Source organism: Rhizobacter sp. LjRoot28, assembly GCF_964253025.1.
GTDB lineage: Bacteria > Pseudomonadota > Gammaproteobacteria > Burkholderiales > Burkholderiaceae_C > Rhizobacter.
In genome coordinates this window covers 4870280-4884221 of sequence record NZ_CAXUQC020000001.1, presented here as the reverse complement: position 1 = coordinate 4884221, position 13942 = coordinate 4870280, and the positions used below count along the sequence as shown (strand labels likewise).

The window sequence follows — 13942 nt, the reverse complement described above, 5'->3', positions numbered from 1 at the left end:
GTGATCGACCCCAGAAGGCTAAGGTTCGGCGCGCACCCTCACCATCCCCTGGTCAGCCCCGGTCACCTGCGGAAAGGCACTCCAAAAAGGCCTGCGTTGCAGCCTGTGCGTCCGCGGCCTGCGTGACCGCACTGACCACCGCGACGCCATCGACACCGCAGTCCGCCACGGCCCGGGCTCGCGACAGATCAATGCCGCCGATTGCGACCACCGGATAGCGCGGTTGGTAGCGCTGCGTCCAGCGACGCAGCCGCTCGAGCCCCACGGGCCGGTAGGGCATCTGCTTGAGCGTTGTTGGGAAGACCGGTCCGATGGCGACATACGATGGCTGCACGGCATGGGCGCGGGCCATCTCCGCCGGCGTGTGGGAGCTGACCCCGAGCCGCAGCCCGGCGCGCTGAAGGACCGGCAGGTCGGCGGTCTCGAGGTCTTCCTGGCCGAGGTGAACACCGTACGCGTCGACCGCCAGCGCCATCTCCCAATGGTCGTTGATGAACACCTGCGCGCCGGGCGTTGCGCGGCCCGCGGCGGCCGCACGCTCGATCTGCCGCTGCAGTGCGTCCGCATCCAGCGTGCCAGCCTTGATGCGGAGCTGCACCGTGCGCACGCCCCAGGCCAGCAGGCGCTCCACCCAATCGGCGTCCGGCACGACGGGATAGAAGCCGATGCGAGCCGCCATGGGCGCGAAGGCCGAGGCGGACGCGGGACTGTGTGTGGACTGACCCGGCGGCACCCAGCGCAGCGTGGGCAGGTGGCGGCTGTCGGCGGGCGCAGCTGCATGGACGTGCGGGCGGCCCGGCCCGACCGCGCGCGCCTGCGCAATGCCCGAGAGCACGCGCAGCTTGGCCTCCGCCGCAGCGTCGAACAGGCCCCAGCCATCGGCCAGCATGCCCGCCAGCGCGGCCGAGAAGACGCAACCCGTGCCATGGGCGGAGCGCGGCAGGCGCGGCGCGCTCAGCAGCGCCGTGACCCGTCCGTCGCTGACCCAGTCGGGGCTGTCGGCGCCGACCGCATGCCCGCCCTTGAGCACCACGCCGCCCCGGCACAGGGCCGACAAGCCCTCGAGGCGCACCGGCACGTCGTCGAGCAAGGCCAGGGCTTCCGGCAGGTTCGGGGTGATGACGTCGGCATGCCGCATCAGGGCGCGCAGCGCGGTCAGGAAGGCGGCGTGATCGTCCTCGTGGGCCGCCCGCCCGTTGGAGGCGGCCAGCACCGGATCCAGCACCACCGGACAGCGGCGCGCCGCGACGAACGCGCGAACCTCGTCGACGATGGCGGTTGATCCGAGCAGGCCGAGCTTGATGGCCAGCGGCTCGCCGTCGCGCAGCACGGCGTGCAGCGCGTCCCGCACGAGCGCCGGTGCCACCGGCTCCACGCGGTCCAGGCCGGAGGAGTTCTGGACGGTGAGCGCCGTGACCACGCTCGCCCCCTCCAGCCCCATCGCGGCCCACGTGGCGAGGTCGGCGGTGATGCCGGCGCCATGCACCGGGTCGTGTCCCGCGATGGTCAGCAGGTAGCCCATGCGCCGGCCGTCAGTTGGCATGCCAGAACGGCTGGCCGACGGTTGGCGTCGACGCCTGCGCCGTCTGGCGCATGGCCATGGGCGTCGCCTCGAAACCGAGCCGACCGGCGCGCGTGGCCTCGGCGAAGGCACGCGCCATGCGCACCGGGTCGCCCGCCTCGGCCACCGCGGTGTTCAACAGCACGGCGTCGAAGCCGAGCTCCATCACCGCGGCCGCGTGCGACGGTCGCCCGAGGCCGGCGTCAACCACCAGCACCGCGTCGGGCAGCCGCTCGCGCAAGGTCTGCAAGGCATACGGGTTCAAGGGGCCCCGACCGGTGCCGATCGGTGCGGCCCACGGCATGATGGCCGCCACGCCGGCGTCGTGCAGGCGGCGCGCCACGACGAGATCGTCCGTGGTGTACGCGAAGACCTGGAAACCGCTGCGCACCAGTCGTTGCGCCGCCTCCACGGTGCCGAAGGGATCCGGCTGCAGCGTGTAGTCGTCGCCGATGACCTCGAGCTTGATCCAGGCGGTGCCGAAGATCTCCCGCGCCATCTCGGCCAGGGTCACCGCCTCCTGCACGCTGTGACAGCCGGCGGTGTTGGGCAGCACATGGCAGCCGAGCGCCTGGATGCGCTGCCAGAAGGCGTTGCCGCCACCTTCGGCGGGCTGCAACCGGCGCAGGCCCACGGTCAGCACCTGCGTGCCGCTCGCGGCCACAGCGTCAGCCAGCACCTGTGGCGAGGGGTAGCGGGCGGTGCCCAGCAACAGGCGGCTTTCAAGGCGGACACCGGCAAGGGTCCAGGGGGCATCGGTCATGGTTCAACCTCCAGTGACGGGCGCGATGACGTCGATGCGGTCGCCATCGTGAAGCAGGCAGGCCGACCAGCGGGCCCGCGGAACGAAGTCGCCATTGACGGCACAGGCCATGGCGGCGGCCAGCGCATGGCCGGTCTCCAGCAGCAGGCCCTCGAGCGTGGACGCGCCGACGTCACGCAATTGACCGTTGAGCGAGACCCGAACGCTCATCGCACGGCCTGCCGCAACAGCTGCTCGACGAGCGCCGGTGCGCAGAGGTAACCATGGCGGTAGAGCCCATTGAGTTCCCACACCCCGCACTGCTGCCGCAGGGCGGGTCGATGGTCGTCGAAGGCGGGCCGCAGGCCGGCAGCGAGGTCGATCACCCGCGCCTCACCGAAGGCCGGGTGCAGGCTGTAGAGCGCGCTGCCGAGCTCCAGCACGGAGCGCAGCGTGACGGGTCCCGCATCCTCGCTCTCCAGCTCGGTGGCGCCGACGATGAAGCGATGACCCGGACGCGGCGCGATGTACAGCTGGTAGCGCGGGTGCATCAGCCGCACCGGGCGGTTGAACGACAGCCCCGCGCATTCGACCGTCAGCACCTCCCCGCGCACGCCGCGCAGGCCGGACCAGGCCTGCTGTGCGCCGATGCCGCGCGCATCGATCAGCAGGTCGGCGGGCACCGGCCCGTCCGCGGTCTGCACCACGCCGTCCGCCAGCGACTGCACCGCGCAGTGCTCGTGCCAATCGACACGCAGGCGGTCGAGTGCCACCGACAGCCCTTCGAGCAGCTGGTCATTGGCCAGCTGGCCGTCGGTCTCGAGGTGCAATCCGTTCTCGAAACGACCGGCAAGCGCCGGCTCCAGTTCGCCAAGCCGCTCGCGGCCGACCGGCTTGACGGCGGCATGATGGGCTGCGGGCAGCTTCTGTCGCAGCACCTGCTCGAGCTGGTTCAGCATGGGGCGATCCGCCGGATGGGCGACCACCAGGGTGCCTTCTCGCCGGTGGTACACCGCCTGGCCACTGTCCTGGTGCAGCTCGTCGAGCCACTCGGGCCACAGCACCATGGCGCGCTGCGCGAGCGCAAAGACCTCCGCATCGGCCGAGGCCCGCTCCGCCAAGGGCGACAGCATCGCGGCCGCCACGTGGGCCGCGGACGTCCGGTCGCGGCGCCCGGCACGGTCGAACAGGCTCACCTGCCAGCCGCTGCGCGCGAGCCGCCAAGCCAGGAGGCGGCCGACGAGGCCGGCGCCGGCGATCGCTGCGTGGGTCATCGACCGGGTCCCTTCAGAGGTAGAGCTCGTTGCCACGGGCGCGGAACTCCTGCGCCTTGTCATCGAAGGCCTCCTTCAGCGCCATGATGGGCACCGTGGGACGCTCCGGCGCATTCAGCTTCGCGAAGGCCCGCACTTCCTGCGAGATCTTCATCGAGCAGAACTTCGGGCCGCACATCGAACAGAAGTGCGCGACCTTGGCGTTCTCCTTGGGCAGGGTCTCGTCGTGGTACGCCATCGCGGTGTCCGGATCGATGGCCAGGCGAAACTGATCCTCCCAGCGGAATTCGAAGCGCGCCTTCGAGATGGCGTTGTCCCACATCTGCGCACCCGCGAAGCCCTTGGCCAGGTCGGCGGCATGCGCGGCGATCTTGTAGGCGATCAGGCCCTGCTTCACGTCGTCACGGTTGGGCAGGCCGAGGTGCTCCTTCGGCGTCACGTAGCAGAGCATCGCCGTGCCGTACCAGCCGATGTTCGCCGCACCCATGGCAGACGACAGGTGGTCGTAGCCGGGCGAGATGTCGGTGATGAGGGGCCCGAGCGTGTAGAAGGGCGCCTCGTAGCAGGCGGCCAGCTGCTTGTCGACGTTCTCCTTGACCAGCTGCAGCGGCACGTGGCCGGGGCCCTCGATCATCACCTGCACGTCGTGCTGCCAGGCGATCTGCGTCAGTTCACCCAGCGTGTGCAACTCGGCGAACTGCGCCTCGTCGTTGGCGTCGGCGATGGAGCCGGGGCGCAGCCCGTCGCCCAGCGAGAAGCAGACGTCATAGGCCTTCATGATCTCGCAGATCTCGCCGAAGTGCTCGTAGAGGAAGCTCTCGCGGTGGTGCGCCAGGCACCACTTGGCCATGATGGAGCCGCCCCGGGAGACGATGCCGGTGAGGCGGTCCGCGGTGAGCGGCACATAGGCCAGCCGAACGCCGGCGTGGATGGTGAAGTAGTCGACGCCCTGCTCCGCCTGCTCGATCAGCGTGTCGCGAAAGAGCGGCCAGTCGAGGTCTTCCGCCCGGCCGTTGACCTTCTCGAGCGCCTGGTAGAGCGGCACGGTGCCGATGGGCACCGGCGAGTTGCGCAGGATCCACTCGCGCGTCTCGTGGATGTTGTCGCCGGTGGACAGGTCCATCACCGTGTCGGCGCCCCAGCGGATCGCCCAGACCAGCTTGTCGACCTCCTCCTCGATGCCCGACGTCACGGCGGAGTTGCCGATGTTGGCGTTGACCTTGACCAGGAAGTTGCGCCCGATCGCCATCGGCTCGCTCTCGGGGTGGTTGATGTTGCACGGGATGACGGCGCGCCCGCAGGCCACCTCGTCGCGCACGAACTCCGGCGTGATGTCGTGCACCAGGCGGGCACCGAAGGCATGGCCCCGCTGTGGCTTGCGCTCGGCCGCCAAGCGCTCGCGCAGCTGGGCGCGCACCAGGTTCTCCCGCACCGCCACGAATTCCATCTCGGGCGTGATGAGGCCGCGGCGCGCGTAGTGCATCTGCGAGACATTGGCTCCGGCGCGCGCCCGGCGCGGGCGGGGTGCGTCGGCCATGCGCAGCGACGCCAGCGCCGGATCGTCCAGGCGCGTGCGGCCGAAGGCGCTCGTCAGGCCGCCGAGCAACTCGGTGTCGCCCCGCTCCTCGATCCAGCTTCGGCGAAGCGCCGGCAGGCCGCGCGCGATGTCGATGGTCGCCGCCGGGTCGGTGTACGGGCCCGATGCGTCGTACACGCGCAGCGGCGGATTGGCTTCGCGACGCGTGCCTCCTGCGTCCTGCACCAGCGTGTCGCCCAAGGTGATCTCGCGAAAGGGCACGCGCACGTCCGGGCGCGAGCCGGGCACGTAGACCTTGGCCGAACCAGGGAAGGGCTGGCGCGTGATGCGGCGGGAGATGTCGTCGGTGTCGACGTGCGAAGGGGATTTGGCCATCGGTGACTCCAGTGGTGGGGTGCCTGCCTGGAGACCGGGCGCCAAGGAGCGCCGGGGGCCGAGTGCATTGTTTCCTACGCGGGGGTTATCCCAATCAGGTTCAACGGGTTTGGCGTGATGCGCCATCTCAGCCTCGGATCGAATCGACCCTCGGCACCCCGACAAGCGAGCGGATTCTAATCACATGGCCTGTGGCGCGACAACCCTTTGCGCAAGAGCGGCATCGGGCAACCCGCCTTGACATCCATCGAGGCGGGCAGATACTTAACCTTTCGATTCATCTTTGAAGGAGGCGCCCGATGATGACCGAACCCACCGCCGAACACCGCTGGCTGCAGCAATTCGTGGGCGAATGGACCGCCGAGTCCCGAATGACGAACCCACCCGGCGCCGACGGCGCCCCGGCCGAAGACTCGCGGGCGAAGGCCACCGAGACGGTGCGCGCCATCGGGCCGTTCTGGGTGCAGTTCGAAAGCCATGGTGACTTCCCCGGCTGCCCCGATGCCACGCTGCAGCTGACCCTCGGCTATGACGTGCGCAACAAGCGCTTCGTCGGCACATGGCTCGGCTCGATGATGAGCGAGCTGTGGGTCTACGACATCACCCGAGACGCGTCCGGCAATGTGCTCACGATGGCCGTCGAAGGTCCCTCGATGACGGGCGAGGGCACGACGAACTACCGCGACGTCATCGAGTGGAAAAGCCCCGACCATCGGCGGATGACGTCGTGGTCGGAGGGCGAGAACGGCGAATGGCATTGCTTCATGGAGTGCGACTACCGGCGCGTCCGCTGAGGCGGGACAGTCCAGCCGGGTGCGCAGGATCGGTCCGCGGGTTCACGTTCCTGCGAACCGACCCGCTCCTGCGAGGGGCTCAGGCCGCGGCACTCACTTCCTGACGCAGCGTCTGCGCGGCAGCCACCATCTGCTGCAGGGCTGCGCGGGTTTCGTCCCAGCCGCGGGTCTTGAGTCCGCAGTCGGGGTTGACCCACAGCCGATCGTCCGGAATCACCTCACGCGCCTTGCGCAGCAGCGCCAGCATCTCCTCGGCGCGAGGCACGCGCGGCGAGTGGATGTCATAGACGCCGGGGCCGATCTCGTTCGGGTAGGCGAAGTCGCCAAAACCGTTGAGCAGCTCCATGCGGGACCGTGAGGTCTCGATGGTGATCACGTCGGCATCCATCGCGGCGATGGCCGGCAGGATGTCGTTGAACTCCGAGTAGCACATGTGCGTGTGCACCTGGGTGTCGTCGCGAACGCCACTTGCACACACGCGGAACGCCCGCGCCGCCCAGTCCAGGTAGGCCGGCCAGTCGGCGCGTCGAAGGGGCAGTCCCTCGCGGAACGCGGGCTCGTCGATCTGGATCACCGCGATGCCGGCAGCCTCCAGGTCGACGACCTCGTCGCGCAACGCCAGGGCCAGCTGCAAGGCCACCGCCTCACGCGACAGGTCGTCGCGCACGAAGGACCATTGCAGCATCGTCACCGGCCCGGTGAGCATGCCTTTCATCCACCGCGGCGTGAGCCCCTGCGCATAGCGCGTCCAGGCGACCGTCATCGGAGCAGGCCGGGTGATGTCGCCGAAGATGATCGGCGGCTTGACGCAGCGCGATCCGTAGCTCTGCACCCAGCCATGTTCGGTGAACGCATAGCCCGACAGCTGCTCGCCGAAGTACTCGACCATGTCGTTGCGCTCGGCCTCGCCGTGCACCAGCACGTCCAGGCCCAGCGCCTCCTGCTCCTGCACGGCCTCGGCGATGGCGGCACGCATCAGCGTTTCGTACTGGTCCTGCTGCAACTCACCCCGGCGATGGCGGGCCCGCGCGACGCGGATCTCGCTCGTTTGCGGGAACGATCCGATGGTGGTGGTGGGAAAGGCCGGCAGGGCCAGACGAGCCCGCTGGACGACGCGCCGGCCTGCGTACGGCGTGCCGCGGCTGGCGTCCTCGAGCGTGAGGGAGGCGACGCGGGCGCGGGTGGCGGCCTGGTGCACCACCGGATGGGCACGACGGGCAGCGACCGCCGCATCGCTGTCGGCCAGGGCGCGGGCCTCGGCGGCCGGACCATCCAGCAGCGCCCGCTTCAGCACACCCAGTTCATCGAGCTTCTGCACGGCGAAGGCGAGCCATGACCGCACCTGCGGATCGATGCGCTGCTCCTGCGCCAGGTCCACCGGACAGTGCAACAGCGAGCAGCTGGGCGCGATCCACAGGCGATCGCCCCAGTGCTCGCGCAGCGGCGCCAGGCAGTCGAGCGCGTCGCGCAGGTCCGTGCGCCAGACGTTGCGTCCGTCCACGATGCCGGCCGAGAGCACGCGGTCTCGCGGCCACAGGCGAAGGGCATCCTGTGCCTGCGCGGGCGCTCGAACAAGGTCGAGATGGAGGCCGTGCACCGGCAGTGCCGCCAGGCGCGGCAGTGTCGACGCGACCGACTCGAAGTACGTGGCCAACAGCACCTTCAGGTGCGGACGCGCGATGGCCGCGTACGCCGTCCCGAGGGCGTCGAGCCATTCGGCCGGCAGGTCGAGCGCCAGCACCGGCTCATCGATCTGCACCCAAGGCACCGCACGGGCCTCCAGTCGGCGCAGCAGTTCGGCATAGCAGGGCAGCAGGCGCGGCAGCAAGGCCAGCTTGGCGGCCGCCTCGTCGGCGCCCGTGGCGAGCCCCGGGACCTTGGCCAACCAGAGGAAGGTCAGCGGGCCGATCAGCACGGGCTTGGGCGCCAAGCCCCGGTGCTCGGCCTCGCGCACGGCATCGAGCCAGGCGTCGGCGTGCAAGGTGAACGCCTGGTCCTCGCTCAACTCGGGCACGAGGTAGTGGTAGTTGGTGTCGAACCACTTCGTCATTTCCATCGCGGGATGAGCCGCGTTGCCCCGCGCCAGGGCGAACTGCTGGTCCAGATCGAGCGGCCCGGTGCCGAACCCGAAGCGGGCCGGCACGGCGCCGAACATCAGCGCGTGGTCGAGCATGGTGTCGTAGAGCGCGAAGTCGCCCGTCGCGACGACGTCGAGGCCGGCATGGCGCTGGGCGAGCCAGTGGCGGGCCCGAAGGTCTTGCGCGACCTGGGGCAGCACGTCGGGCAGGGATTCACCGCGCCAGTGGCGCTCGAGGGCGAACTTCAATTCGCGCTGTGCGCCGATGCGCGGAAAGCCGAGGGTGTGGGTCTTCATGGAATGGGCCGGAATCACGAGGAAGCCCATCCTAGGAATCGGGCCGCTATGATTCAAGCGAAAGAATCTCACGCTCCACTTGAATCTGATTCATAGATGACTTCAACTGCACACTGAATGACCAGCGCCCTCGAACTCCGCCACCTCCGGACCCTGGCCGTGCTGCAGGACGCGCCCAGCCTGAGCGCCGCGGCTCAGCGTCTGCACCTCACGCAGTCCGCGTTGTCGCACCAGCTCAAGCTGCTGGAATCGACCTACGACCTCGCCCTGCTCGAGCGCCGAACTCAACCGGTGCGCCTGACACCGGCAGGGCTGCGGCTCGCCCAGCTGGCCAATCTGGTGAACGATGCGGTGCAGGCCGCCGAGCGGGACCTGGCCAACATGGCCGGCGGCAGCGCCGGCACGCTTCGCATCGCGGTGGAATGCCACACCTGCTTCGACTGGCTGATGCCGGCGATGGACGCCTTCCGCCCGCAGTGGCCGGCCGTCGAGCTCGACATCGTCTCGGGCTTCCAGGCCGACCCGGTGGGCCTCGTGGTCAGCGACCGGGCCGAGCTCGCCATCACGTCCGACCCCGACGCGAGCGAGGGCGTGATCTTCACGCCACTCTTCCAGTACCCGATGATGGCCGTGATGGCCAACGAGCACCGCCTCGCCGCGCGCACCCACCTGACGCCCCGAGACTTCGCCGACGAGACGCTCATCACCTACCCGGTGCCGGACACGCTGCTCGACGTCATGCGCATCCTGGAGCCGGCGGGCGTGAACCCGCGGCGCCGCACGTCGGAACTCACCGTGGCCATCCTGCAGCTGGTGGCCAGCCGGCGCGGCATCTCGGTGCTGCCCAGCTGGACGCTGCAGCCCTATGTGGACAAGGGCTACGTCACCACACGTCCCATCACGCGGCGCGGCCTGCGCTCACGCCTCTATGCCGCCAGCCAGGCGGGCCTCGCCCAGCGGCCTTACGTGCGGGCCTTCATCGAGACGCTGAAGGAGCGCAGCTTCCAGCTGTTGCCCGGCATTTCGTCGCTCTGAGCGAGGCGGGGCGCGGCCCGGTGGCAGCTCAATAGGTCGGCCACCCGTCGGCGGTCCACTTCAGGTCGCTGATGAGGAGCTTGGGCGCCCCGTTGTCCTGCGCATCGTAGGCGTGGCGCGCCAGCACACCGTCGCCCACGTCTTGCCCGCCGGGCCCCTTCCACCGCGCATTGCCCGCGTCGAGCACCGTGCCGCCGCCGCTGAGCAGGCTGCGCCCGTTGCGGTCGAGGTAGGGGCCGGTAATGCTGCGGGAGCGGCCATGAATGATCTTGTAGGTGCTGTTCACTCCCGCGCAGCACTTGTCGATGGAGGCGAACAGGTGGTACCACCCGTTGGCATAGGTGATGGCCGGCGCCTCGATGCCGCCGCTGCGCTTGGCGATCGACACATGGCCGCCGGTAGGCTTCATGGTGGACTTGTTCAGGCGCACGATCTTCAAGCCGCTCCAGAACGATCCGAACGCGAGCCAGGGCTCACCCGTCGCGTCCACCACGAGGTGCGGGTCGATCGCGTTGTAGTCGTTGGCGCTGGTGGTGCGCAGCACGAGCCCGTGGTCCGTCCAGCGGCCGTCGCCGATGCGGCTCGCCGAGACAAGACCGATCGCCGAGGTGTTGCTGCCGAACGTGGAGATCGAGTAATAGAGCCACACCTTGCCGTTGTACTGATGCACATCGGGCGCCCACACGTCGTTGTTGCGGTGGTTGGGCACGTAGGTGCGCCACCAGGACGGCGATGTCAGAAAGATGCGGGGCACCCGCGTCCACTGCCGCCCGGTGGCATCGCCCTGCAGGACCTGCAGGCCTTCGCCCGTGCTGAAGGTGTACCAGTGGCTGCCTTCACGGATGACCGAAGGGTCGTGCACGCCAACGTCGCCCGACAGCGCCCAGTGTTCGGCGAACGCCGACGAAGATGCGAACGCGAGGGCGCCCGCTGCCAGCGCGCGGCGCCAGGTGGGATTGAACATGCTTGTCTCCTGTTGTGGAACCGGCCGACTCCGCGGCCGTCGGGCAAGGCCCACAGGCGTTGTACGACCGTCCGGCCCGGGCCGCAAGGGGATCGCCCCCAGCGAAGGGGCTTGGCTTTCTATAATCCCCCGACTCCCTTCGAGCGCCCCGCGCCTCCCCATGAGCCCCGACTTCAAACCGACCGAAATCGAACGTGCCGCGCAGGCCGCCTGGAACGCTGCCGACGCCTACCGCGTGACGGAGGACGCGAGCCGTCCGAAGTTCTACGCCTGCTCGATGCTCCCGTACCCGAGCGGCAAGCTCCACATGGGCCATGTGCGGAACTACACCATCAACGACATGCTCACGCGCCAGCTGCGCATGAAGGGCATGAACGTGCTGATGCCCATGGGCTGGGATGCCTTCGGCCTGCCCGCCGAGAACGCGGCCATCAAGAACAAGGTGCCGCCGGCCAAGTGGACGTACGACAACATCGCGTACATGAAGCAGCAGATGAAGGCGATGGGCCTGGCGATCGACTGGTCGCGCGAGATCGCCACCTGCTCGCCGCAGTACTACCGCTGGAACCAGTGGCTGTTCCTCAAGATGCTCGAAGCCGGCATCTGCGAACGGCGCACCCAGGTGGTGAACTGGGACCCGGTCGACCAGACCGTGCTGGCCAACGAACAGGTCATCGACGGGCGCGGCTGGCGCTCGGGCGCGCTGGTCGAGAAGCGGGAGATCCCGGGCTACTACCTCAACATCACGCGCTACGCCGACGAACTGCTCGAGCACGTTCAGACCGGCCTGCCCGGCTGGCCCGAGCGCGTCAAGCTGATGCAGGAGAACTGGATCGGCCGCAGCGAAGGCGTGCGCTTCGCCTTCCCGCACGACATCCGGGGTGCGGACGGTCAACCGATCCAGGACGGCCGCCTCTACGTCTTCACCACCCGCGCCGACACCGTCATGGGCGTCACCTTCTGCGCGGTGGCACCCGAGCACCCCCTGGCCGCCCATGCCGCAGCCAGCAACCCGGCGGTCGCCGCCTTCATCGCCGAATGCAAGGCCGGCGGCACCACCGAGGCGGAGCTCGCCACCCAGGAAAAGAAGGGTGTGCCGACCGGCCTGACCGTCACCCATCCGCTCACCCAGGAATCGGTGCCGGTGTGGGTCGGCAACTACGTGCTGATGAGCTACGGCGACGGCGCCGTGATGGGGGTGCCCGCCCACGACGAGCGCGATTTCGCCTTTGCCAAGAAGTACGGCATCGACATCCTGCAGGTCGTCACCATCGATGGCGAGCACTTCAGCTACGACCACTGGCAGGACTGGTACGGCGACAAGCAACGCAGCGTCACCATCAACTCCGATTACTTCAGCGGCCTGTCCTACCAGGCGGCCGTGGACGCCGTCGCCCAGGCCCTGGAGCACAAGGGCCTCGGCGAGAAGAAGACGACCTGGCGCCTGCGTGACTGGGGCATCAGCCGCCAGCGCTACTGGGGCACGCCGATTCCCATCATCCACTGCCCGGACCACGGCCCGGTGCCGGTGCCCGCCAAGGACCTGCCGGTCGTGCTGCCGGAAGACGTGGTGCCCGACGGCAGCGGCAACCCGCTGACCAAGCACGCCGCCTTCCTCAACGTGCCCTGCCCTACCTGCGGCAAGCCGTCGCGGCGCGAGACCGACACGATGGACACCTTCGTGGACAGCTCGTGGTACTTCATGCGCTACTGCGATGCCTCGAACGACAAGGCGATGGTGGGCGCGGGCACCCAGTACTGGATGCCGATGGACCAGTACATCGGCGGCATCGAGCACGCCATCCTGCACCTGCTCTACGCCCGCTTCTGGACGAAGGTGATGCGCGACCTGGGACTCGTGAAGATCGACGAGCCCTTCACCCGGTTGCTGACCCAGGGCATGGTGCTCAACCACATCTATTCCCGCCGCACCGACAAGGGCGGCAAGGAGTACTTCTGGCCGCACGACGTGGACAACGTCCTCGACGCCACCGGCAAGATCATCGGCGCCAAGCTCAAGAGCGATGGCTCGGCCATCGACTACGAGGGCGTCGGCACGATGAGCAAGAGCAAGAACAACGGCATCGACCCGCAGGACCTGATCGACCGCTACGGCGCCGACACGGCGCGCCTGTTCGTCATGTTCGCCTCGCCGCCCGAGCAGACGCTGGAGTGGAACGACGCTGCCGTGGAAGGCGCACACCGCTTCCTGCGCCGTGTGTGGAACTTCGGCGTGAAGCTGGCCGGCGGCCCGACCGCTGCGGCCGCCCTGCCGGCGCAGCTGCCGGACGACGCCCGTGCCCTGCGGCGCGAGGTGCACAAGGTGCTCGAGCAGATCAGCTACGACTACGAGCGCATGCAGTACAACACCGTCGTCTCCGGGGCGATGAAGCTGCTCAACGCCCTCGAAGGCTTCAAGGGCGAGGCTCCCGAGGTGCTGCGCGAGGCCTACGGGATCCTGCTGCGCACGCTGTACCCCGCCTGCCCGCACATCACCTGGCACCTGTGGGAGCAGCTCGGCTACGCGGGTTCGGCGGGTGACCTCCTCGACGCCGCCTGGCCCGCGGTGGACCCAGCCGCCCTGGTGCAGGACGAGATCGAACTGGTGCTGCAGGTCAACGGCAAGCTGCGGGGCGCCATCCGCGTTCCGGCCAACGCCGACAAGGCGACCATCGAGGCCATGGCCCTCGCCAACGAGGAGTGCGTGCGCTTCTCCGAGGGCCGGACGCCGAAGAAGATCGTGGTCGTGCCGGGCCGCCTCGTGAACGTGGTGGTCTGATGGCGGACCGCCGCCTCCTGCTGTCCGCCGCGGCCTCCACCGCGGCGGGCGCCGTGCTTGCCGGTTGTGGCTTCGAGCTGCGGCGCGCACCGCAGCTGCCGTTCCGCACCCTGCACCTCGCCGGCTTCAAGCCCACCTCGCCCATGGGCGACGCCTTGCGGCGGGCGCTCGCGTCCGCGGCCGGCACCCGCGTCGTGGAAGCCGCCACCCAGGCCGAGGCCATTCTCGAGGTGCATGCCGACGGCCAGGAAAAGAGCGTGGTGGCCTTCACCTCCGCCGGCCAGGTGCGGGAAATCCAGTTGCGTGCGCGGCTCATCTTCCGTGTGCGCACGCCGGCCGACAAGGAACTCATCCCGCGCACCGAGATCCTCCAGACGCGCGACATGAGCTACAACGAGCGCGACGCCCTGGCCAAGGAACAGGAAGAGCAGCTGCTCTACCGTGCGATGCAGGACGACATCGCGATGCAGGTGCTGCGCCGCCTGGCGGCCGTGAAGCCCTGAGGCC

At 69.2% G+C, this 13942-nt stretch carries 11 protein-coding genes and 1 riboswitch; of the genes, 4 read left to right on the top strand and 7 right to left on the bottom strand.

What is annotated here, in order from left to right; all coding sequences use genetic code 11:
- Positions 1-52 precede the first annotated feature (52 nt).
- The 5 genes from thiE to thiC are packed head-to-tail and all read right to left on the bottom strand — an operon-like array spanning position 53 to position 5489.
- Positions 53-1543 carry a thiamine phosphate synthase gene (gene thiE / locus ACSQ2F_RS22345; RefSeq protein ID WP_436026480.1) on the bottom strand — a complete coding sequence of 497 codons (1491 nt, stop codon included), beginning with the start codon at positions 1541-1543 and terminating at the stop codon, positions 53-55.
- The gene (locus ACSQ2F_RS22340; protein WP_436026478.1) at positions 1533-2324 is read right to left on the bottom strand and encodes a thiazole synthase; all 792 of its coding nucleotides are present in this window, start codon (positions 2322-2324) and stop codon (positions 1533-1535) included. The genes thiE and ACSQ2F_RS22340 overlap by 11 nt, the downstream gene beginning before the upstream one ends.
- 3 nt (positions 2325-2327) lie before the next feature.
- Positions 2328-2534: a sulfur carrier protein ThiS gene (gene thiS / locus ACSQ2F_RS22335; RefSeq protein ID WP_436026477.1), complete on the bottom strand. Its 207-nt coding sequence runs from the start codon at positions 2532-2534 to the stop codon at positions 2328-2330.
- Entirely contained in the window at positions 2531-3577 is a 1047-nt protein-coding gene (thiO, locus tag ACSQ2F_RS22330) for a glycine oxidase ThiO (RefSeq protein ID WP_436026475.1), read from the bottom strand. Before thiO ends, thiS begins: the two co-directional genes overlap by 4 nt.
- Positions 3578-3590: 13 nt before the next feature.
- Positions 3591-5489 carry a phosphomethylpyrimidine synthase ThiC gene (gene thiC / locus ACSQ2F_RS22325; RefSeq protein WP_436026474.1) on the bottom strand — a complete coding sequence of 633 codons (1899 nt, stop codon included), beginning with the start codon at positions 5487-5489 and terminating at the stop codon, positions 3591-3593.
- Between the two features lie 54 nt (positions 5490-5543).
- A riboswitch (TPP riboswitch) is annotated at positions 5544-5660 on the bottom strand.
- Between the two features lie 128 nt (positions 5661-5788).
- Here thiC and ACSQ2F_RS22320 point away from each other — a divergent pair.
- A complete protein-coding gene (locus ACSQ2F_RS22320; protein WP_436026472.1) occupies positions 5789-6283 on the top strand; it encodes a DUF1579 domain-containing protein in 495 nt (164 codons plus the stop codon).
- Positions 6284-6362: 79 nt separating this feature from the next.
- Here ACSQ2F_RS22320 and metE read toward each other — a convergent pair whose 3' ends face one another.
- Positions 6363-8657, bottom strand: a complete 2295-nt coding sequence (gene metE, locus ACSQ2F_RS22315; protein ID WP_436026470.1) for a 5-methyltetrahydropteroyltriglutamate--homocysteine S-methyltransferase — start codon at positions 8655-8657, stop codon at positions 6363-6365.
- A 117-nt stretch (positions 8658-8774) separates the two neighbouring features.
- Between metE and ACSQ2F_RS22310 the strand changes: the two genes are divergently transcribed.
- Positions 8775-9692, top strand: a complete 918-nt coding sequence (locus ACSQ2F_RS22310; RefSeq protein ID WP_436026468.1) for a LysR substrate-binding domain-containing protein — start codon at positions 8775-8777, stop codon at positions 9690-9692.
- A 28-nt stretch (positions 9693-9720) separates the two neighbouring features.
- Here ACSQ2F_RS22310 and ACSQ2F_RS22305 read toward each other — a convergent pair whose 3' ends face one another.
- Entirely contained in the window at positions 9721-10656 is a 936-nt protein-coding gene (locus tag ACSQ2F_RS22305; RefSeq protein WP_436026466.1) for a glycoside hydrolase family 43 protein, read from the bottom strand.
- 160 nt (positions 10657-10816) lie between these two features.
- On the opposite strand from ACSQ2F_RS22305, the gene leuS reads away from it, so the two are divergent.
- Both leuS and ACSQ2F_RS22295 read left to right on the top strand, forming a co-directional pair.
- Positions 10817-13435, top strand: a complete 2619-nt coding sequence (leuS, locus tag ACSQ2F_RS22300; RefSeq protein ID WP_436026464.1) for a leucine--tRNA ligase — start codon at positions 10817-10819, stop codon at positions 13433-13435.
- Positions 13435-13938 (top strand): LPS assembly lipoprotein LptE, encoded by a 504-nt coding sequence (locus tag ACSQ2F_RS22295; RefSeq protein WP_436026462.1) that lies wholly within the window; start codon positions 13435-13437, stop codon positions 13936-13938. The genes leuS and ACSQ2F_RS22295 overlap by 1 nt, the downstream gene beginning before the upstream one ends.
- Positions 13939-13942 lie beyond the last annotated feature (4 nt).

Excerpts from the sequence above, each read along its gene's own strand:
- thiE (WP_436026480.1), bottom strand. The coding sequence starts at position 1,543 with ATGCCAACTGACGGCCGGCGCATGGGCTACCTGCTGACCATCGCGGGA.
- ACSQ2F_RS22340 (WP_436026478.1), bottom strand. The coding sequence starts at position 2,324 with ATGACCGATGCCCCCTGGACCCTTGCCGGTGTCCGCCTTGAAAGCCGC.
- thiS (WP_436026477.1), bottom strand. The coding sequence starts at position 2,534 with ATGAGCGTTCGGGTCTCGCTCAACGGTCAATTGCGTGACGTCGGCGCG.
- thiO (WP_436026475.1), bottom strand. The coding sequence starts at position 3,577 with ATGACCCACGCAGCGATCGCCGGCGCCGGCCTCGTCGGCCGCCTCCTG.
- thiC (WP_436026474.1), bottom strand. The coding sequence starts at position 5,489 with ATGGCCAAATCCCCTTCGCACGTCGACACCGACGACATCTCCCGCCGC.
- ACSQ2F_RS22320 (WP_436026472.1), top strand. The coding sequence starts at position 5,789 with ATGATGACCGAACCCACCGCCGAACACCGCTGGCTGCAGCAATTCGTG.
- metE (WP_436026470.1), bottom strand. The coding sequence starts at position 8,657 with ATGAAGACCCACACCCTCGGCTTTCCGCGCATCGGCGCACAGCGCGAA.
- ACSQ2F_RS22310 (WP_436026468.1), top strand. The coding sequence starts at position 8,775 with ATGACCAGCGCCCTCGAACTCCGCCACCTCCGGACCCTGGCCGTGCTG.
- ACSQ2F_RS22305 (WP_436026466.1), bottom strand. The coding sequence starts at position 10,656 with ATGTTCAATCCCACCTGGCGCCGCGCGCTGGCAGCGGGCGCCCTCGCG.
- leuS (WP_436026464.1), top strand. The coding sequence starts at position 10,817 with ATGAGCCCCGACTTCAAACCGACCGAAATCGAACGTGCCGCGCAGGCC.
- ACSQ2F_RS22295 (WP_436026462.1), top strand. The coding sequence starts at position 13,435 with ATGGCGGACCGCCGCCTCCTGCTGTCCGCCGCGGCCTCCACCGCGGCG.